Below are 19,403 nucleotides of genomic sequence, written 5' to 3' on the forward strand. Positions count from 1 at the left end.
ACTTTATTTATCATCTTTTTTCTTTTTGTCTTCCTTCGCTTTTTTATCTTTTTCCTCTTTCTTTTCTTCCTTTTGTTTTTTCTCTCTATCTAGCTTTACCTGCTCGTCCTGTTTTCTCGCCTCTACTTGCTTCGCTTTCTCTGCCGCCGCTTCTTTTGATCTTTGCTTCTTTAGTTCGGCTTCCATTTGTTCCTTTTCTTTTAGCAGCGGTTCAACCTGTTTTTTTCTTTCATCACTTGACAGACTTTCATCAGCTTTTATTTCTTCGGAATATTTATAGTCGGCAAATGCTATATAACCAGGGTTCTCTAACAAGTGTGCTGTATCAAGAGCTTCTTTGTTTTCACCCCGACCGATTTGAATCCAATAAGCAAAATACTTTGGATCGGCCTGAAGCGTCAGCGTATTTAATACTTGCTTCTGTCCCTCTCCGTAATTGGTAATCTTGACTGAGTTATCAACAATGACAAATGAATAGGCAAGTTGATATTGAACAGATTCCGGTATCTCGTCGATATCATATTTTTCAAGTGTATCGATTACTTTGCTGTATTGTTTATTTAAAAAATAACGGTTACTTTCGACAAATGCTGTTTGTTTAGGCTGGATGAAGAACAATGAATAAATGGAAAATAAAACGGCTGGTATTAAACATATAATAAGTGCTAATCCTATGTATCTTTGAAGCTTCCATTTTTTCTTTGGAAGATGGATAAGCGTTTTTTCTTCTGCATCAAGTTCATCCAATGTTTGTTGAATCACATCTTTTAAATCTTCATATGTCTTACTCGAAATAATCGACTTTGCTTTGTCTGAAAGCTTTGTTGTTTCATTGTATTTTAAATAGTCTTCAAACGTAAATTCCCAATCAACAGCAAGCGCAGCTGCCGCTTTTACTTCTGCAAAAAGTCTTTCTTCATCATGTTCGTATGGCGGAATGCTTTCTTTTACTCCATAATGTAAAAATGCAGGCATTAAGCCCTTATCAAAGACAATGTTTTCTGGTGCTATCATTAAATGCAATCTTTTAACTGAATGCTCCTTAACTGCTTTAACAAGCTGATAAGCAAAGAGCCATTTACTTTTTTTATCTTTAAATTTCAGCTGACGAAATGGTTTGAATTCGGAAGGAGGCTGAATTGAAATTCGAACTTCATCATCGGTCATGACGGTTTCTTTTTTAAAGGAAGGATTGACTTCTTTAATGGCATTAGCTTCCAAGCCATTGACAAGATGAATCTTTTCTCTTTGAAAACAGAATGTATAAGTGCCCTCTTCTTTTGTCATGACAGCTTCTAATTGGTTTTCTAGGTACGTTTTCTTTGTATCTGCCATTCATCCAGATCCTTTCATAGTATTTCTAGGCGATCTCCTGTTGTAATACCGCATTCCGCCAAACTGTATTCGCCGGAAAAAACGGAATTTTTATTGATCACCCTTACCCAATAACCTTCTCGCGGAGGATAAGAGATGTTTTGGGCCTGCCATGCGATACCAATTACTTTTTTAACAGAATGATAGTCTGACAGTCTTAAATCAAAAACGTCGCCATCATAGTTTTTTAAATCGATGGTAATGTCAACATACATCAATTCATCACCTCTCAATAGAAAAAGCGCCATCATCCTCTTTTGAATCAGGCGCTTCTCTTTTTCTAGCTAGTCTGTCTATTAACCACGAATTTGGTTAGCGATGTCTTTATCAGTGTTTTCAAGAGTAGTAGCAGTTTGTGAAAGCTGTTTAGAAACGTCGCTAAGAAGGTCAGCCATCTTAATAAAAGAAGGTCTTAATTCTTGATATTGGGTTGCGAACGCACGGCTTGATTCACCTTCCCACATATCTTCAAGCTGTTTAATCATTTGATCAAGTCGTTGCTCAACCTGGCTATGAACAGCTTCACTTTCCTTAGAGTATCTGCCAGCCATTGAACGTAGTTCAGCTGGTGTTACGCGAATAATTCCTGACATATTCCTTATACCTCCTGCGCTATTTGCCCAGAAATATGGGCTAAAATAACTTATTTTATTGGAACGATCTTATTATAAAAACAAGATTGATTCACAGTCAAATAAATATGTTGTTATTTAATAAAATGAGTCTAAAGGTTTATTTTCTAGCTATTCTCGACCTGCTGAAATACGAAAAAACTAGTAAATATATATCATTTTTTAGCGTTTGAATAGATTGAGTCTAAAGAACTGCTTCTATATAGATACACAAAAAACAGCCTGACTTTATGCTGTGAAGTCAGGCTGTTTTTTTTAACTCGCTTTCAGTTTAGCAGATTTTTGTCGGTTATAATGATGTAAGAAGAAATCATCTGTTTCTGCACGAATGACTTTCCATAATAAAATAAGTGCTACTAAGTTCGGGATCATCATCAAAGCGTTCGCCATGTCGGCAAATGCCCAGACGGTGTTAAGGCTTGCGATCGCTCCATAATAAGTAGCAACAACATACACAATGCGGTAAACCGGTACCCATTTCAAACCGACCATGTATTCGAGACATTTTTCTCCATATACATACCAACCAACAATTGTTGAATAACCAAAAAAGATAACGGAAAACGTCACAATGTATTTGCCGGTTATTCCTAATGCAGACGCAAACGCAGCATTTGTCAATGCACCAGCGTCAAGTGATGCATCATGTGTAACACCAGATAATATACCGCCTGACGGATCCCAAAAACCTGTCATAATAAGGACAAGACCTGTCATTGTACAAACGATCAATGTAACGATAAATGTTCCTGTCATTGCAACTAATGCCGACTTAACAGGATGATCAGACTTCGCATTTCCCGCAATCAAAGCTGCCGTACCAAGACCTGCTTCATTTGAAAAAATCCCTTTAGACATACCATTTCTAATCGCCTCTGAAACCATAACGCCTGCAAAACCTCCAGCAGCTGACACTGGATGAAGAGCATGATAAAAAATCAGCTGGAAAGCCGGAATGATTTGATCATAATGAATAAAAATAATCGCAAGAGAACCACCGATATAAAAAATCGCCATGACTGGAACAAAAATGCTTGCAACCGCACTGACACGCTGAAAGCCTCCAAAAATAATCGCAGTCGTCAAGATAGCAAGAACAAGACCTATGATCCATCCTGGAATTGAGAAGGTGTGTGTAACCACTTCAGAAATTGTATTGGATTGAACAGAGTTTCCGATTCCTAAAGCTGCAAATGCCCCAGAAAACGCGAATAAAAGAGCCAGCGGTTTCCACTTTTTTCCCAAACCCTTTTCAACATAATACATTGGTCCACCAGAATATTCACCACGCTCATTTTTGACCCTGTATTTCATTGCCAGTAACGCTTCACTATATTTTGTTGCCATCCCCAATAAACCGACAAGCCACATCCAAAAGATAGCTCCAGGTCCTCCTACTGTAATAGCCGTTGCCACTCCAGCGATATTTCCGTTTCCGATTGTTCCGGCCAAGGTTGTCATTAACGCTTGAAAGTTACTGACATCTCCATCAGCTCCCGCTGTTTCTTTTTCTTTTCCGAAAGCAAGCTTAAACGCATAAATTAACCTTTTAAATTGAAGTCCCCGCAATATCACTGTTAAAAAAACTCCAGTACCGACAAGCAAAATAATCGCCGGAACTCCCCACAAAATGCTATTGATTTTTTGAATGATTTCCAATGGTTCTTTCTCCCTCTTATGTCAGAATAATAAAATTGTTGAATTGGAAGATTATTATTTATGAAAAATAATAAAAAGCCACTAACTTTTTTGTTGATTTTAACAAACAACTATAACCATAATAAAAGTAAGATGGGTATATGTCAAAATATTTTTTCATGCAAACTTAAAGTAGGGGTTTTTTATATGAAGAAACAAAACAATCCATTTAAATATAGCTATGATCGTTTGGAAGATATCGCTGACCATATCAGTGAGGTCCTGAACTGTCCGATTACAATTGAAGATGTTCATCACCGGCTGCTTGCTTACAGCACGCACATTGACTACACAGATCCAGCGAGAACCTCAACAATCATTGGACGGCGCGTCCCGGAAAAAGTAATTAACAAACTCTGGAAAGACGGAACAATCCCGGCTCTTCTCAAAAACGATCAACCTGTCAGAGTTGAGCAAATTGATGAAGTCGGACTGAGCAATCGCGTAGCCATTTCAATCTGGAAAAACAGTGAAGTGATTGGATTTATTTGGGCACTTGAAAGCCAAAAAACATTGGCGGAAGAAGATTTATTACGATTAAAACTAGCAGCTGATGCTGTCAAAAACATGCTTTTGCCATACCAAGTCCGTAAAAGAAAAAATGAGCAGCGCAGTCAGGAGTTTTTTTGGAAGCTACTCACAGGTCATATTTCAGAAGAGCAAGAAATTGCAGATGGCTTTCACCAGCTTGGAATCGGTGTCCCATCATCATATTCTGTCTTTATGATCCGGCTCTTAGATGAAATTGAAGAGAAAACAGAGAAACAGCTCAATTATTTGTTAGAAACAACTCAGCAAGTCCAAATTTTGTTAACAACAATTGATTATAATGAGATGATCATTCTTGCTTCACCAAAAGCAGAACAAAGTGGACAGCCTTTTCATGATTTAAAGCAGTTTGTAGGAAACATACAAAAACAGCTTGCGGAAAGATATAAATTAACGGACTGTATACTCGCAATCGGCGGGATGTATAACTCGATTACTCATGTGCATCAATCCTATCAAGAAGCGCTCTCAGCCCTAAAGGTAAAAGAGCGGTTTGCAGCGGAAACGAAACAGCTTGTTAGCTTTTCAGAACTTGGTATTTATCAATATCTTGATGTGTTAGCGGAGAAAAGAAAAAACACAAACTACTCAAACTATGCCTTAGTAAGGCTTGAATCATATGATCAAGAACATCATTCCAACCTCGTAGAGACGCTTGAACAATTCATTGAATGTGATAGTAATGTCAATATTGCTGCCAAAAAACTGAATGTTCATGTCAATACGCTTAATTATAGACTAAAGCGGATTCACAAAATTGCAGAGATTGATTTAAAGAATATTAATGAAAAGTTTACCATTTACCTCGAAATCAAACTACGTAACATGCGGCTATCCTGAAAGTCGTGTGGATGAATAAAAATTGGGGAATTTGCTCGCTTTCCGCGGGCGATCCGCGAGCCTCCTCGGAGCTCGTTCCTTGCTCCTCTTGGGTCTCGCCTGGCTCGCTGTTTCCGCAGGAGTCTCGCAATTCCCCCTGATTTATCTTGAAAAAGGACTTTTTAGACAGCTCCATGTTTTCTTTTTTTCTATTGCAAACAAAAAAATTTTAAATAAAAGCTCAGCTCCTGTAATACGTTCAATATTTGTTAACCAATATTAAAATGAAGTTGACAAAAGTATTTTCATCTCTTACGATAATGATGTGATGATAAGGAGGAACTGAAATGAAGAAAAACAAGCTTCGCGCAAGTGATATGGCGCTTGTTGGAATGTTTGCTGCTTTGATGAGTGTTGGTGCTAATATCACTTCATTTGCCCCTTTTCTACAAATCGGAGGAATTCCGCTTTCAATGCAGCCATTTTTTTGTCTGCTAGCAGGGCTGTTACTCGGACGTAGACTGGGAGCTTTAGCAATGATCATCTATGCTTTAATCGGCTTTATTGGAGCCCCTGTTTTCGCCAATTTTTCTGGAGGGATTTCAGCGCTTCTGAAAGGTAGCGGCGGTTTTATTATCGCTTTCATTCCCGCAGCATATGTTGCCGGATGGATGACTGACCGAAAGTCAGAACCAAATATGAGTGACTTTTTTACAGCTTCATTGATTGGGACAATCATCATATATTTGATCGGTGTCAACTATATGTACCTTGCCTTCACAAATTGGTTAGATACACCGCTGACTTATCAGGCTACATGGGGAATGATGACTGGCTTTTTCATCAAAGACGTGTTCTTTTCCATTCTCTTGGCCGCCCTTAGTTCAAAGATTTATCAAGCTGTTCGAAAAGGAGCTAACGTTAACAAAAATTCTGCTTATTAGAAGTCGGGCTTGGGTGAAAAAAAAGCGTCCAGTTAGTCGATTTTTGACTATTGAACGCCTTTTTACATTTGACAGCATCTTGAATCATTATAAAATAATCGCTGCTACCCAACCAAACAAAATGAGTGGAATGTTATAAAAGATAAATGTTGGGACACAAGTATCCCATATGTGATGGTGCTGTCCGTCAGCATTAAGACCAGCTGTTGGACCAAGTGTACTATCACTTGCAGGTGAACCAGCATCCCCCAACGCAGCTGCTGTCCCGATCACAGCGATAGTAGCCATTGGACTAAAGCCAAGCTGTAAGGAGAGCGGTACAAAGATCGTTGCAATAATTGGGATGGTCGCAAATGATGAGCCAATCCCCATTGTAATAAACAAACCGATGACCAGCATCAGTAAGGCACCGACAACTTGACTGTTGTTAATCAGGCCTGTTGATGCTTCAACAAGTGATTGAACATCGCCTGTTTTCTTAACCACATTGGCAAAGCCTGCTGCCGTTAGCATCACAAACCCAATAAACGCCATCATATTCATCCCGGCTGTAATCAATTCATCAGCCTCACCTTTTTTCATTGCACCACTGACAAATAAAACGATTAATCCACTAAGAGCACCAAAAATCATCCCATCGACATCTAAAAGCTGTGATAAATAGATCTGTACGCTTAATGAAACAGCTATCGCAAGCATTGCAATCGCAAGGCTTTTTTTCGTATAAGGAGCTGATTTTTGCCCGGCGATTTCTTTCATTTCATATACCCGAGGCTTACGGTATATGAAAACCGCTACTACAAGTCCAGCAATCATTCCCAAAATAGGGATCATCATTGCAAGCGGAATATCTGATAAGGTAACAGAAAGTCCTGCTTCTTTCATGTTATCTTTTAATATTCCTTGGAAAATCTGCCCGAATCCTACCGGAAGTAAAATATATGGTGCTGTTAACCCGAAGGTCATCACACAGGCAATTAAGCGTCGGTCAACTTGAAGCTCATTTAAAATTTTTAATAATGGCGGGATTAAAACAGGAATAAAAGCAATATGAACCGGAATAACATTTTGTGACATACAAGAAATGATTAAAATGATAAGGATGATGAGCACTTTAGAAAGTGTTTTTCTTCGTGTATCCTCTTCTTTTCCAATTAGCTTTACAGCGGCTTCGACCATTGCATCTGGAAGACCCGTTTTTGTCAAAGCAACCGCAAATGCACCGAGGAGGGCGTAACTGACCGCTACTGTTGCATTCCCCCCAAGTCCTTCTGTAAAGACCTTGACAGTTTGAGCAAGTCCGAGTCCTCCTGAAAGTCCACCGGCAAGAGCACCGACAATCAATGCGATGACAACATTGATTCGCAATAAACTTAATATCAGCATAACGATAACCGCAATCACAACAGCATTCATCATAAACCTCCGAATATATACTTTAGTTTGCTAATGTAGTAGATAATTAAAGTGATGAACGTATATTATCACAGTTATTGTGATGGCGTCAATAGACAAAAAACCCCTTTATCGAAATAAAGAGGTCCTGAATATGTCATGATTTTGTAAATCGTTCTACAAATGTTACGAGTGTTCTTACCATTACACCTGTTCCGCCTTTTGGACCAAAACAGGTCGTTTTATCTGTCACGGCTGTACCAGCTATATCAAGATGAACCCAAGGCGTTTGTTCAGCAAATTCGCCGAGAAGTGTGCCTGCCATAATTGCATGTCCATCTCTTGACGGTGAATTATTTAAATCAGCCATTTGACTGTTTCTCACTTTCTGTTTATCTTTTTCAGTAATCGGAAGTTGCCAAATCGGTTCTCCCGTTTCTAGCGCAGCTTCCTGTAATTGTTGATAAAGCGCCTCATCGTTTGTCATCGCTCCTGTTGTCTCAGTCCCTAGGGCAACCACAACCCCGCCTGTCAGTGTAGCGATATCGATCAGAACCGAAGCCCCGTGTTGTTTGGCATATGTTAATCCATCAGCAAGCACTAGCCTGCCTTCAGCATCTGTGTTCAAAATTTCAATCGTTTTACCGCTAAGTGAGACAATGACATCATCAGGCTTCATCGCACTGCCAGAGATCATATTATCTGTAGACGGGATAATCGCCAGCACATTTTGTTCAGGACGGAGCTCACCGATGGCTTCCATTGCCCCTAACACACTAGCGGCTCCCCCCATATCTGATTTCATGCCAACAATGCCTGTTTTCGATTTTATCGAATAACCACCTGTATCAAAAGTGACTCCCTTCCCAACCAAACCAATCACATCATCCCACATATCTTTTCCTTGATATTTTAGAACGATCATTTTCGGTGGCTCTTCAGATCCTTGATTAACTGCCAACAACCCACCCATACCAAGTTCCTCTATTTCATCTTTTTCAAGGATTTCACATTCAAATTCATATTTGGCGGCAAGTTCGGTTGCATATGAAGCAAGATCTGTCGGGGTAAGCATATTGCCAGGCATATTGACAAGTGTTCTGGCTGAATTCGTCGCAGTTCCATAGACTTGCCCAACATGTAAACTCGCTTGAATTTCCTGAAGATCTTCATCTGTCAAAACATAAATGTTTTGTAAAGGTTTTTCTGGTTCATTTGATTTATGTTTATAATCCTGCACTTCATAACAAGACAGCATACACGATTCTGCCAAAGCATGGGCAGCGTCGTGATGATGAACTTGATCAGAGACAAAACTGTCAAGATAAACTGTAAGATCTTGTTTATGATCTTGATGAATCATTTGAAAAACAACAGAAAAACAATGATTAGCATCCTCAAACGAATATTCTGCTTCCCGTCCCAATCCAACGACATAAAGCCGTTTAACACCTTGTAGTGAAGGGGTAAATATTTTAGACACTTTTGCTTTTTTGGATGAAAGATCTCCGTCTTTTAACAGTTGTGAAAGCTGACCGTTCAAAAGCCAGTCAAGTTCTTTCGCTTTTCCATATAACCGGCTTTTTTGAAATAGACCAATGATCAGAGTTTCTTTCATTTCCAGTTCTTTAAAGGCATAAAACATCAATTTGACAGCTCCTAACAAGTAAAATGAGTAAAAGTAAATCAACAATGTTATAATATGAAAAACATTTTCTTACTTAGGTTCCATACAATTATTTTAACAAAGATCAGCGTTATTTTCTGGATTGATTATATTATAGAAAGGATGTTCTACAAAATGGAAATCCTTACAAACTTTCCTCTATTGGCAAGCTTTGCTGCTATCTTTTTTGCTCAATTCGTTAAGGTTCCCATTTATTTTATCGTTTCAAGAAAGTGGGATTGGGGGCTTATCACAAGTACGGGCGGCATGCCAAGTTCACATTCGGCAGCTGTAACAGCACTTTCAACTGGAGTAGCCCTTGATCAAGGGTTCGGCTCTCCTATATTTGCTGTCTCCACTATATTTGCTGTTATTACAATGTTTGATGCATCTGGAATCAGAAGACATGCCGGGGAGCAAGCAACAGTCATCAACCGGCTCGTTAGAGATTTTAACTACTTTGTAAATAACGCAAAGGATTTCCCAAAAATTGAGCAGGAAGAAAAACAAAAAAAATTAAAAGAGTTGTTAGGCCATCAACCGATTGAAGTCTTTTTTGGAGGATTAACAGGAATTGTTCTCACCCTTTTTTTATATCATTTCTTCAGCTAATCTAAAAAACGTTTAAGCCTTTTAGCTTAAACGTTATTTTTTGACTGTTTTATATTTTTGTCTGAAAACCTGCATAGATTCTTCTTCATTTAATTTTAAAAGCTCACTTTCTGTCACAGAGCCATCACCCTTTTTAATAACATAGACATCAAGGGTTTTCTTTCCCCATTCATTATAGACATCTTCAACTGTTTCATAATATAAATCAAGGCGGTTTCCTTTAATAGCTGATCCTGTATCTGCTACAACACCATAACCGTAATTTGGAATGAACAAAATTGTCCCAATTGGAAAAACAGATAAATCAGCTGCAACAGTAGAATATAAATCTCGCTTTACTTTGACTCCTGAATATGTAAGCCCGTACCCAGGGTGATGAGGCTGTTTTCCTGTCGATTCAGCACCGGCGGTATAACCTGTGGCCGTTACTTTTTTTCTTGGATATCTGTTCCAATCAAAAGCTTCTTCTAGTTTTTTCGGTTTGTTCTTAATTTCTTTAGTAGCAGACAATGCTGTCTTTTCCGCTTTTTCTTTCGGTAATGATTTAAATGTAATCCCTAACTGTTCTAAAGACAATCTCTGTTTTTTCATCCAATCTGATAGATCTTTTGCTTCAACCCCGGAAACAGTAAAAAAGGTTGTCATAAACGCCAAAACGAATAAAACCGTCATAAATAACCGTCTGAACAACATCATCTTTTGTTTCATTCTTCCCACTCCTCTCACAATCCTAGTTGTTTCCAACAAGAAGAAGAAATATACAATTGGAAAGCGAGTTTTAAGAAAAGTGAAAAAATTCTGCACAAAAAAAAGCCTTCTTCATTTCAGAAGATGGCTTAGAACATCTGATATCCTCTTTTTCGTAAAGCTTTGATCGTAACTCCAGAAAGCAAAGCGCCTGCCATTCCACTTGCTAAAATGATCATATCAGCTGCCGCTAAAGATGCCACTCGTTCAAATAGATGAGAAAGTGTCGCCACTGGTGCCTCCACATAGCGAATAAGTTTTTCTTTATTTACGATAAAAAGGCAGACAAGAGGATAAATGATCACCATAATCCAAGACATTCTGAGCAACATATTCAACAAAAAACCGATCCCAAAAAACAGGACAAAAAACAAAACAACTGAAATGATGACAAATGGTAAGCTAATCAAACTCCCACCCCCATGTAACCTCTTTTAGTGTACATTGGAGTGTAAACTTGAGTCAATCATTGGAAGTAGAATCTAATGAACTTTCCCAGTTCCCTTACAGTTTTTGCACGTTTCTGTGCCTCCTAGTAAAAGCTGAAAATACCCTTTGCCTAAACAAAATGAACAAGCTGTATCAGAACGATAGTTTAATGCATGATCCATTTGCGACACAACCTTTTCTTAATTTTCTGATAATATTAGCATAAGTGTTGTCAATAATAAAGTAAGATCATATAACAAATTATTTTATGTAAGCGCTTAAAGTCTATCTTTTCTTGTTTTTTCTATTGCTTTCTGCAAGTTTAAAAAAAGGGTGTCATGAAAGTAGTATCTATGAATAAAAAATCGGGGAATTTGCTTGCTTTCCGCAGAAGTCTGGCAATTCCCCCTTGATAAAGGACTTTTTAGACAGTGCCTAAAAATCTAGAAAAACTTAAACTTCCCTTTTTTAAGAACAAGACGTGGTCCCCCGATCAAAAAAAGCGAGCGATTGTCAATCATTTTTTTCATAATGGAAGCAATAGTACCAGTGACTTTTTTGCCATAGGTCAAACCGATGGCATTATACTCGCCAAGTGAAGCAACAGACCCTTTATTTTCAAATGTGAATGACTCTGTCTCTTTGCCACGAATCAATGCAGCAAGATTTTTTGCACAAGTTTCTCCCTGTTGCATAGATATTTGTGCAGTCGGTGGATATGGACGTTCAGTTTTTTTATTGATCATAAGTGAACAGTCCCCAATAACGAAAACATTCTGATATCCTTCCACGCGTAAATCAGGCTCGACCTTAACACGGCCGCGCATGTTTTCAAATCCTGATTGTTCAATGACAGGATTTCCTCTTACCCCAGCAGCCCACACAACTGTGCCCGCTTTAATTTCTTCCATGGCATCATCTTTGCCACAAACAATCCCCTCTTTTGTGCATTCTTTGATAGCGGTACCAATTTTAAATTCAACACCTTTTGCCTCAAGATCATGCACTGCATAATCAACAAGTTCTTGATCAAAACCGGGGAGAATAGATGGTGCTGCTTCTACACAAATTAAACGAACCTTTTGACGGTCTATATCATACTCCTTGCAAAGTTCAGGAACTCGATTTCCCAGTTCTCCTAAAAATTCAATTCCTGTAAAACCTGCACCCCCAACGACAATTGTCAAACGTTCAGGACGTTTTTCGGCTTCTGTTTGATACGTTGCAAATTGATATTCAATATGCTCACGAAGTTGGCGTGCGGAATTAATATTTGTGATTGAAAACGCATACTCTTTTAACCCGGGGATTCCAAAGGTTTCGGGAACTGCACCTAATGCAACAACAAGATAGTCATATGTAAGTTCACCATTTTCCATGATCACTTTCTTTTCTTTTTGCTCAATTAACTTTACTGTATCCTTCACAAAATGAACACGTTGCGGGTGAATCACATCTTTTATCTGGTAGCGGCATCTGTCATGATGTAAAGTCCCTGCACTTGCCTCATGCATCCAAGTTGTTTCATAGTGATAATGATGTTGATTGACAAGAGTAATATCCACTTCATGTATTCCGGTTTTTTTGACAAGTCTTGTGACAGTCATTAATCCACCATAACCTGCACCTAATACGACCACTTTAGGCTTCATCAACGGAATCACATCCACCTTTTCTATATTTTTACTGTTTGAACCGCATAATCAGCTCATTATGAAAAAAGTCTGTGAAGTCGTTATTCTTCCCCAAAAGTCATGAAAGTTTCATAAAAAATTAACATTTTATCTACACTAACATCATAACGATTCAATTTGCCTTTTTCAAGGAATAGGAAAAATCCTGCATACTCGTATTTAATTTATGTGATATGATATAATTAAGAACACTTTTCACTTAGGGGGCATTATGTTGATGCAGGAAGACTCAAAAGTATATGATATAACCATTATCGGAGGTGGCCCAGTCGGCTTGTTTACCGCGTTTTATGGAGGAATGCGGAAAGCGAGCGTCAAAATCATTGAAAGCCTACCACAACTCGGGGGCCAATTGTCCGCTTTATACCCGGAAAAATACATATATGATGTGGCTGGTTTCCCTAAAATCCGCGCTCAGGAACTTGTAGACAACTTAAAGAAACAAATGGAGAAGTTTGATCAGACCATCTGTCTTGAACAAGCTGTTGAAAGCGTTGAAAAACAAGCTGATGGAATTTTTAAATTGACGACAGATCGAGAAATCCATTACTCAAAAACGGTGATTATTACAGCAGGAAACGGAGCATTCCAACCAAGAAGACTTGAGCTTGAATCAGCAGCTCAATTTGAAAATGCCAACCTCCATTACTTTATTGACGATATGAATAAATTCGCTGGTAAACGTGTCGCTGTATTGGGTGGCGGAGACTCTGCCGTAGATTGGGCGTTAATGCTTGAACCGATCGCCAAAGAAGTATCCATTATCCACCGACGCGATAAATTCCGTGCGCATGAACACAGTGTTGAAAATCTTCGCAATTCTAAAGTTAATGTGTTAACACCGTTTGTCCCAGTAGAGTTAGTCGGGGAAGAAAAAATTGACCAACTTGTCATTGAAGAAGTCAAAGGCGAAAGAAAAGAAATTGTTGAAGTCGATGATGTGATTGTCAATTTTGGATTTGTTTCATCCCTCGGTCCTATCAAAAATTGGGGTCTTGAAATTGAGAAAAATTCAATCGTTGTTAAATCTACAATGGAAACAAATATTGAAGGGTTCTATGCAGCAGGTGACATTTGCACATATGAAGGGAAAGTTAAACTCATTGCAAGCGGGTTTGGTGAAGCACCGACCGCTGTTAATAACGCCAAAGCTTATATGGACCCGAAAGCACGTGTTCAACCATTGCATTCCACAAGTATGTTTGAAAATAAATAAAATGAAGGAGCCATTTAAGACGGCTCCTTTTTATTGAAATATATGAAAGTAAGAGAAAGCTGTTCCGAAAAACAACACAATTGTTAATATAGCGACCATACCTGCAACAGTCAAGATGATGCCGTCTTTTATCTGGTCAGCTTTCGACAGCGGTTTTTCACATCCGCATGCCTCACACACCTTAGAACGGTACGAAATCACTGTTTTACAATTTCTGCAGGTTGTTTTTTCTCCCATATCGCACCTCTTTTCTACACCGGGCATTCATTCCCAAAGTGAACTTGTCCAGTATAGAATAACAAATATGCGAATAGAATGTCTTAAGATTCACAAAATATTCTTAAATGCATCACAAAAATCCTTGTTAGGAAGTGACGGTTATGTCTTACTACAACAATCGAAATCAAGAACCTCTGCCAAAAGAAGATACTGAAACATGGGAATGTACAGCAGAGGAATGTAACGGATGGATGAGAAAAAACTTTACAAGCAGTGAATGTCCTTTATGCCCTCTCTGCAATCAAGAAATGAAAAGCGGCAACCGCTTTTTAACATCAATCGCCAACAACACCAGTAATTTGCAGCGGATTTTTAATCGAAAATAAGAGCTTTCCTACCGGCAAAAGCCTTGCTCGATTACGAGTAGGGTGGCTGCTTTTCTTCATAACAAAGATGGAACTCAACTTGATCATTTAACATTGTTTATCTATTTTCCTCTAACTATTCAAGGTAAGCATTTGTAAAAATTTCAAATGTGAAGTATGGAATAGTTATTGAAAATAATCCGATCTCTCCCTTCATTTTTAGCCAATGTGTTTAAAGTTAGGAATGAGTTGACTCATTTAAGTTACAACCTTTTATTTGAGTTCAGTTCATGATTTACTTTACGGATACTTTTGATCATTTGAATAGATGTAAGTGAATTCGACCCATCATTAATTTTGAAAAACCCATAAGCTACTTGCTTATATTCATCTAACATAGCCTTACTCACTTCTAAAAAAGTCTTCAGCATAAAACTCATCACCTAAACAAAATGTCAGATAAATAGGAGATAGAAAATAGACATTTTTAAATATCCAGATGAATTACAAGAAGATTTAAGAGAAAAACCTCTTGAAGAAATTGAAGAGAAATATTTTAAATTTGTTCTAAGCTAGCTGGAACCGTAAGAGCAAATGAAATCAAGAGAGTAAATTTAAATAGCTATAACTTGAAAAATCATTAAAGATTGCAGAAGTCCAAACAGCTAAAGCGATTTACTTTGAATATGATTTAGACATTACTGGGACAGTGCATTTTTTATCTGTGATGTTTATAGAATGCTGATGACTGGGCTTGTGATTGGAACGGGAATTTAGAAGGACCCAGTCTGGAACAGTTCGCAGACATATATGAATTAGATGGTTTTGCTAGCAATGAAGTCGACGATATTTTTAGTGACTAGAGCAGCTATATCATACACTAGAGCGTATGAAAAACGTTCTGACAATGATCATTCAATCGCTTTGTGCATTGCTTTTCATGACCAAGATCTATCATTAGAATAAACTGTCCAAACTTGACTACATAAGTAGGAACATAACGATTTAAATTATAAAACTGGCTCTTATTCTAAAAATAAGTCGTGATATACGAGTTGTTTTGTCTAAAGTTTAATGAGATGAAGTTGAGAAAAGGAAGAAATTATCAGAATTTTTTTAGAATAAATTAGCAATAACCAACTTTATTAAACTTAAGAATGACATAGTTGAGCATACAAGAGAACAATTTTACAGTTGAAGAATGATGAGCTATCTTGCCAATCTAACAAAATCACCATTGTTAAATAGGGAACCCATAAAACGGGTTCCCTAGAACTTCTTGCTGATTCGTAAAGAGATTTTCTGTTCGTTAATTAGTCATGATTATTTTCCACTGCTGATTTAGATTGCCATTATAAGGATTTTGCTGAAGCAATGCTCCATCCTTTTTTGAAGAACCCGCAATTTCAACCGCTTTATTGCTATTTAGGTTCATGATACTCCAATAACCGTTACTTAATTTGATTAACCGGAACTGCTGCGCAGTAGTATTCAGATCCTGCATCAGTTGAATTGCTTCACCATTGTTTTTTGTCCCGTTCCGCACATCCATTACTTTACCGTCCGACGAGCTTACACTTCGTAATTTGTAAATATTCGTGGAATTTCCTACATCAGTAATGACCCATTTCTGCGCAGATGCGTTATTACTAGCCCACTGCTGTAGTTGCAGTCTATTCGTGTTCTTGCCGCCCGGTACATCTATTGTTTTACCAGATGCCCTGTTCACTAGTTTGTACGTTGATCCTGATTTAATCCCGTTCCATACACCGTTCCACGGTTGCAGTTGTGCTCTCTCGTAATACCAATCGAAGATGAATCGTGCCATACCATCACGCGAAGCATCACCGTCATACTTGAGGCCGGCAGTCGGGTCAGCAAAAGAGCTTCTCATACCACTTTCTAACAAGAAACCATTCATATGTACAGCTATGCTGACATTACCTGACGATGAAAAAATTGATTTTGTGTTTTTACCAAAACCTTCACTCGTACCATTAAATAAATCCCAGTACGAAGGATCTCCAGACTTCTTCTTAAACCACGTGGTTTCCGTAATGTTAATCGGGTACTTATCCGCACAAGGTTTGATATTCATATTCCATTGCTGTAGCAGTTTTGAGTAATTGTCATGTGCACCATACCCAGGGTACCAATGGACCGCATATCCAAGATTGTTTAATGGATCTTTAAGTGGATGTGATGCGGAAAGCTGATAATATTGATCCCATCCAAGTCCTGCTGCCCAGATCACATTATCTGCACCCTTGCTGCGAATTGTTGAAATAATTGAGTTTTGGAAATTTCTCAAAGAGTTCCAAAAGTAAACAAAATTGGCATCTGAAGGATTACCTCCCCAGCGACCGTTTGCATGAGATAAAACCGGTTCATTAATCAACTCAAACATAACATTATCTGCACTTTTAATTTCTGGCTGGGAAGCGAGATAACCCCAAATTTGCTTGAATTTATCTAGATTCGCCTGTGTTGTCGCCTGATTATCCTTTAATGTAAAGTCGAGGCCAATCGTTACATAAAGACCTTTCGTTCTGGCATATTTGATATAGGGAATAAGGACATTTTTCGTATAGGCCTTCAGTCCAGCAAAATTGTAAGTACCAGCTGCTACATCTCCCATATCTTCCCGGTCGATGAATAGTCGAACCTGATTCATATACCAACCATGGTTATTTCCATAACGAGGTGAGGTATTAGTAAAGGTATCAGAGATATCTTTTAAATACTCCAATACAGCTTTATGTCGGTTCCCACCATTTTTATTTAAATAGTATTTGCTATTCTGGTAGGTCCAATAGGATCCAGAAGGTTGATGCCACCCGCTTAATTGAACTGGTTGACCGTTAGTGTTGACAAGCTGATTGCCGCTGACATGAAGCTTTGACATTTGCATACCTGACCAAGCTTTTGCCGGTGTATAGGATGGTATCAATAACGCCAATAACGTAATGAAAACAACTCGTTTGATGATTACTCCGATTTTATACATTATTTAACATCTCCTATAATAATGATTAATACAATACCCTTCTCAACCGGTTTTTGTATTTTGATGGTCCACCTCCTCAGAGAATTGAATAGACTGCGCATAACAAAACGATTACGTAGTAACTGTTGTACTTTAGCTACTATAAGTCATTAACATTCAATATTTTTCTAGCATTATCCTCTTATACATAGAAAATTAAGCTCATAAACAAGAGAATAGTCCCAGATTCAAAAATTGTGTAAGTATTTATTACGGTCAAACAATCAAGAACTCCAATCTACTTCCACACTTAATGCCCATTCGTACAGGTAGTCTAATTTGAGTATATTGATGATACAGTCGATTAGGTTGGCGTCTTTTATGTTGTCATTTTTTATGGAATACTGAAATTTTTTTCATTTTTTTGTCTATTTCCCCAAAAACTGTAGTAATATATTTACAAATAGGAAATAAAAAGGGAGAGGTGGAAATGGAGCAATTAATACCCTCATCGAAAGTCGGAGTCAAAATTCACGAATGGTATAAAATGGTGAGACAGTTTAGTGTTCCAGATGCGGAAGTCTTAAAAAGTGAAGTCGAAAAAGAAATTCATGAAATGGAAAAAGATCAGGATCTACTCCTTTATTATCAACTAATGTGTTTTCGTCACCAATTAATGTTAGACTATTTAGAACCTACAGAAGAACGGAAAAACAGGCCTTCTATTGAAGAGTTGTTACACCAAATTGAAGAGCCGCGAGAAAATCTAAATGGGCTTCTTCAATATTACTCGTTCTTTTTTAGAGGAATGTATGAGTTTGAGCAAAAACAATATATCTCCGCGATACAGTTTTATCGCAATGCTGAAAAACAATTATCATATGTTCCTGATGTGATAGAAAAGGCGGAATTTCACTTTAAAATTGCAGAGGTATACTATAATATGAAGCAGAATCATGTCTCGATGTATCACATATTAAGAGCCTTAAAAATTTATAAAAATCATGAACTATATACGGTTCGGAGAATTCAATGCCTGTTCATTATTGCGGGAAATTATGACGACTTTAAGTGTCACGATAAAGCTTTGCCACACCTCAATTCTGCCCTCGAGTTAGCAAAACAGCAAAAAAATCAGCGTCTGATCAGTTCTGCTTATTTCAATTTAGCCGACTGCTATGACTGTATGGCAGATGTAGACACTGCTGTTAAGTATGCAGAAAAAGCTGTTAAAATCAATATTGAGGAAAAATATGATAATTTACCACATTCTTTATACTTTTATACCCACTTACTATTTAAACAAAAAAATGATAGATATGCGGTTGAAATGCTTCAAACAAGTCTAGAAATAGCCAAAAAATATGATGATCCTCTACATACTTCTCTTTTAGAATACTTAAAAGCATTATATCTTTATTCATTAAATAAAAATTTGATTTTAAAGATTTTTAACTACTTAGAAGACAATAACATACTTTCATATCTGGAAGAATTTTCACTTGAAGTTTCTAACCATTACCTAAAGCGAGAGGATCACAAAAACTCTAATGAGTTTCTGTATAAAATGATCTATGCACAAACACAAATAAAAAAAGGTGACTGTTTATATGAGTATTAAAAACTGGAACTTAGCTTTAAACAAACTTACCAAGTCTCTTTCAGAAAACATTCGTAAGGAAACGTCCTGTATTTGGGGCGCTTCCGCTTTCTTCGAATGATTCGTTCTTCTGACAAAATCAAAACGCCTCCTAACGTACGGTTAAATACGTAAAGAAGCGTTTTATAAACGAGTAGATATGCGATTTCCAAATGGTTATATACGCAATCCTATTCGGGATAAATACGTAACCCCTTTGTCTAACTTATCGATTCACTGAACACTAGCACTCCTCAGGTGTACCAGTATTCTTCGCCGTCCGAAATGAAGAGCCACAGCCACATGATGCGATGGCATTCGGGTTGTCGATGGTAAATCATTCGATCAGTTTACGGTAGATGAAAACCGCGCCATATCAACGTTTGTGAATAATTTGCGCGATTGTTATTATTCGAAAT

The 19,403-nt window shown here is 37.8% G+C and carries 19 protein-coding genes and 1 pseudogene; 6 read left to right on the forward strand and 14 right to left on the reverse strand.

Annotation, left to right across the window (positions count from 1 at the left end; all coding sequences use genetic code 11):
* Nucleotides 1–3: 3 nt before the first annotated feature.
* From essB to HOO54_RS17650, 4 genes are all read right to left on the reverse strand, one after another.
* The gene (gene essB, locus HOO54_RS17635; protein ID WP_172297531.1) at nucleotides 4–1,335 is read right to left on the reverse strand and encodes a type VII secretion protein EssB; all 1,332 of its coding nucleotides are present in this window, start codon (nucleotides 1,333–1,335) and stop codon (nucleotides 4–6) included.
* 14 nt (nucleotides 1,336–1,349) lie between these two features.
* Nucleotides 1,350–1,589, reverse strand: coding sequence for an ESX secretion system protein YukD (gene yukD, locus HOO54_RS17640; RefSeq protein ID WP_172297533.1), 240 nt, complete (start codon nucleotides 1,587–1,589; stop codon nucleotides 1,350–1,352).
* Between the two features lie 81 nt (nucleotides 1,590–1,670).
* Nucleotides 1,671–1,967 carry a WXG100 family type VII secretion target gene (locus HOO54_RS17645; protein ID WP_172297535.1) on the reverse strand — a complete coding sequence of 99 codons (297 nt, stop codon included), beginning with the start codon at nucleotides 1,965–1,967 and terminating at the stop codon, nucleotides 1,671–1,673.
* 294 nt (nucleotides 1,968–2,261) lie between these two features.
* Nucleotides 2,262–3,665: an alanine/glycine:cation symporter family protein gene (locus tag HOO54_RS17650; RefSeq protein ID WP_172297537.1), complete on the reverse strand. Its 1,404-nt coding sequence runs from the start codon at nucleotides 3,663–3,665 to the stop codon at nucleotides 2,262–2,264.
* Between the two features lie 186 nt (nucleotides 3,666–3,851).
* On the opposite strand from HOO54_RS17650, the gene HOO54_RS17655 reads away from it, so the two are divergent.
* Both HOO54_RS17655 and HOO54_RS17660 read left to right on the forward strand, forming a co-directional pair.
* Nucleotides 3,852–5,093, forward strand: a complete 1,242-nt coding sequence (locus HOO54_RS17655) for a sporulation transcriptional activator AdeR (protein WP_172297539.1) — start codon at nucleotides 3,852–3,854, stop codon at nucleotides 5,091–5,093.
* A 326-nt stretch (nucleotides 5,094–5,419) separates the two neighbouring features.
* Nucleotides 5,420–6,016, forward strand: coding sequence for a biotin transporter BioY (locus tag HOO54_RS17660; protein ID WP_172297541.1), 597 nt, complete (start codon nucleotides 5,420–5,422; stop codon nucleotides 6,014–6,016).
* Between the two features lie 87 nt (nucleotides 6,017–6,103).
* On the opposite strand, the gene HOO54_RS17665 is transcribed toward HOO54_RS17660, so the two are convergent.
* Both HOO54_RS17665 and HOO54_RS17670 read right to left on the reverse strand, forming a co-directional pair.
* The gene (locus HOO54_RS17665; protein ID WP_172297543.1) at nucleotides 6,104–7,432 is read right to left on the reverse strand and encodes a Na+/H+ antiporter family protein; all 1,329 of its coding nucleotides are present in this window, start codon (nucleotides 7,430–7,432) and stop codon (nucleotides 6,104–6,106) included.
* Between the two features lie 136 nt (nucleotides 7,433–7,568).
* Entirely contained in the window at nucleotides 7,569–9,056 is a 1,488-nt protein-coding gene (locus tag HOO54_RS17670) for a leucyl aminopeptidase (RefSeq protein ID WP_172299673.1), read from the reverse strand.
* Nucleotides 9,057–9,212: 156 nt separating this feature from the next.
* Here HOO54_RS17670 and HOO54_RS17675 point away from each other — a divergent pair, with 156 nt between their 5' ends.
* Nucleotides 9,213–9,689 (forward strand): divergent PAP2 family protein, encoded by a 477-nt coding sequence (locus tag HOO54_RS17675; protein WP_172297545.1) that lies wholly within the window; start codon nucleotides 9,213–9,215, stop codon nucleotides 9,687–9,689.
* A gap of 33 nt (nucleotides 9,690–9,722) precedes the next feature.
* Here the strand turns inward: HOO54_RS17675 and HOO54_RS17680 are convergent, their stop codons facing one another.
* The 4 genes from HOO54_RS17680 to HOO54_RS17695 form a co-directional block, all read right to left on the reverse strand.
* Nucleotides 9,723–10,397 (reverse strand): 3D domain-containing protein, encoded by a 675-nt coding sequence (locus HOO54_RS17680; protein WP_301539292.1) that lies wholly within the window; start codon nucleotides 10,395–10,397, stop codon nucleotides 9,723–9,725.
* 128 nt (nucleotides 10,398–10,525) lie between these two features.
* On the reverse strand, nucleotides 10,526–10,846 hold the full coding sequence (locus HOO54_RS17685; protein ID WP_172297547.1) for a YuiB family protein: 321 nt from the start codon (nucleotides 10,844–10,846) through the stop codon (nucleotides 10,526–10,528).
* 72 nt (nucleotides 10,847–10,918) lie between these two features.
* A complete protein-coding gene (locus HOO54_RS17690) occupies nucleotides 10,919–11,047 on the reverse strand; it encodes a YuiA family protein (protein WP_172297549.1) in 129 nt (42 codons plus the stop codon).
* 261 nt (nucleotides 11,048–11,308) lie between these two features.
* Nucleotides 11,309–12,517: an NAD(P)/FAD-dependent oxidoreductase gene (locus tag HOO54_RS17695; RefSeq protein WP_253907812.1), complete on the reverse strand. Its 1,209-nt coding sequence runs from the start codon at nucleotides 12,515–12,517 to the stop codon at nucleotides 11,309–11,311.
* A gap of 259 nt (nucleotides 12,518–12,776) precedes the next feature.
* Between HOO54_RS17695 and yumC the strand changes: the two genes are divergently transcribed.
* Nucleotides 12,777–13,775 carry a ferredoxin--NADP reductase 2 gene (yumC, locus tag HOO54_RS17700; protein WP_172299677.1) on the forward strand — a complete coding sequence of 333 codons (999 nt, stop codon included), beginning with the start codon at nucleotides 12,777–12,779 and terminating at the stop codon, nucleotides 13,773–13,775.
* A 30-nt stretch (nucleotides 13,776–13,805) separates the two neighbouring features.
* Here yumC and HOO54_RS17705 read toward each other — a convergent pair whose 3' ends face one another.
* Nucleotides 13,806–14,012 (reverse strand): hypothetical protein, encoded by a 207-nt coding sequence (locus tag HOO54_RS17705; RefSeq protein WP_172297553.1) that lies wholly within the window; start codon nucleotides 14,010–14,012, stop codon nucleotides 13,806–13,808.
* A gap of 143 nt (nucleotides 14,013–14,155) precedes the next feature.
* Between HOO54_RS17705 and HOO54_RS17710 the strand changes: the two genes are divergently transcribed.
* Nucleotides 14,156–14,380, forward strand: a complete 225-nt coding sequence (locus tag HOO54_RS17710) for a cold-shock protein (protein WP_172297555.1) — start codon at nucleotides 14,156–14,158, stop codon at nucleotides 14,378–14,380.
* A gap of 242 nt (nucleotides 14,381–14,622) precedes the next feature.
* Here the strand turns inward: HOO54_RS17710 and HOO54_RS17715 are convergent, their stop codons facing one another.
* Together HOO54_RS17715 and HOO54_RS17720 are read right to left on the reverse strand one after the other, a co-directional pair.
* Complete coding sequence (locus HOO54_RS17715) at nucleotides 14,623–14,790, reverse strand: hypothetical protein (RefSeq protein ID WP_172297557.1); 168 nt, start codon at nucleotides 14,788–14,790, stop codon at nucleotides 14,623–14,625.
* A gap of 878 nt (nucleotides 14,791–15,668) precedes the next feature.
* Nucleotides 15,669–17,366: an RICIN domain-containing protein gene (locus HOO54_RS17720; RefSeq protein WP_172297559.1), complete on the reverse strand. Its 1,698-nt coding sequence runs from the start codon at nucleotides 17,364–17,366 to the stop codon at nucleotides 15,669–15,671.
* Nucleotides 17,367–17,835: 469 nt separating this feature from the next.
* Here HOO54_RS17720 and HOO54_RS17725 point away from each other — a divergent pair, with 469 nt between their 5' ends.
* Complete coding sequence (locus tag HOO54_RS17725; RefSeq protein ID WP_172297561.1) at nucleotides 17,836–18,966, forward strand: Rap family tetratricopeptide repeat protein; 1,131 nt, start codon at nucleotides 17,836–17,838, stop codon at nucleotides 18,964–18,966.
* A gap of 262 nt (nucleotides 18,967–19,228) precedes the next feature.
* On the opposite strand, the pseudogene HOO54_RS17730 reads toward HOO54_RS17725, so the two are convergent.
* A pseudogene (locus HOO54_RS17730) lies at nucleotides 19,229–19,321 on the reverse strand (iron-sulfur cluster assembly accessory protein); the annotation flags it as partial.
* Between the last annotated feature and the right edge of the window lie 82 nt (nucleotides 19,322–19,403).

The sequence above is a fragment of the Bacillus sp. WMMC1349 genome (genome assembly GCF_013155385.1).
In the GTDB taxonomy this organism is placed as follows: Bacteria; Bacillota; Bacilli; order Bacillales; family Bacillaceae; genus Bacillus.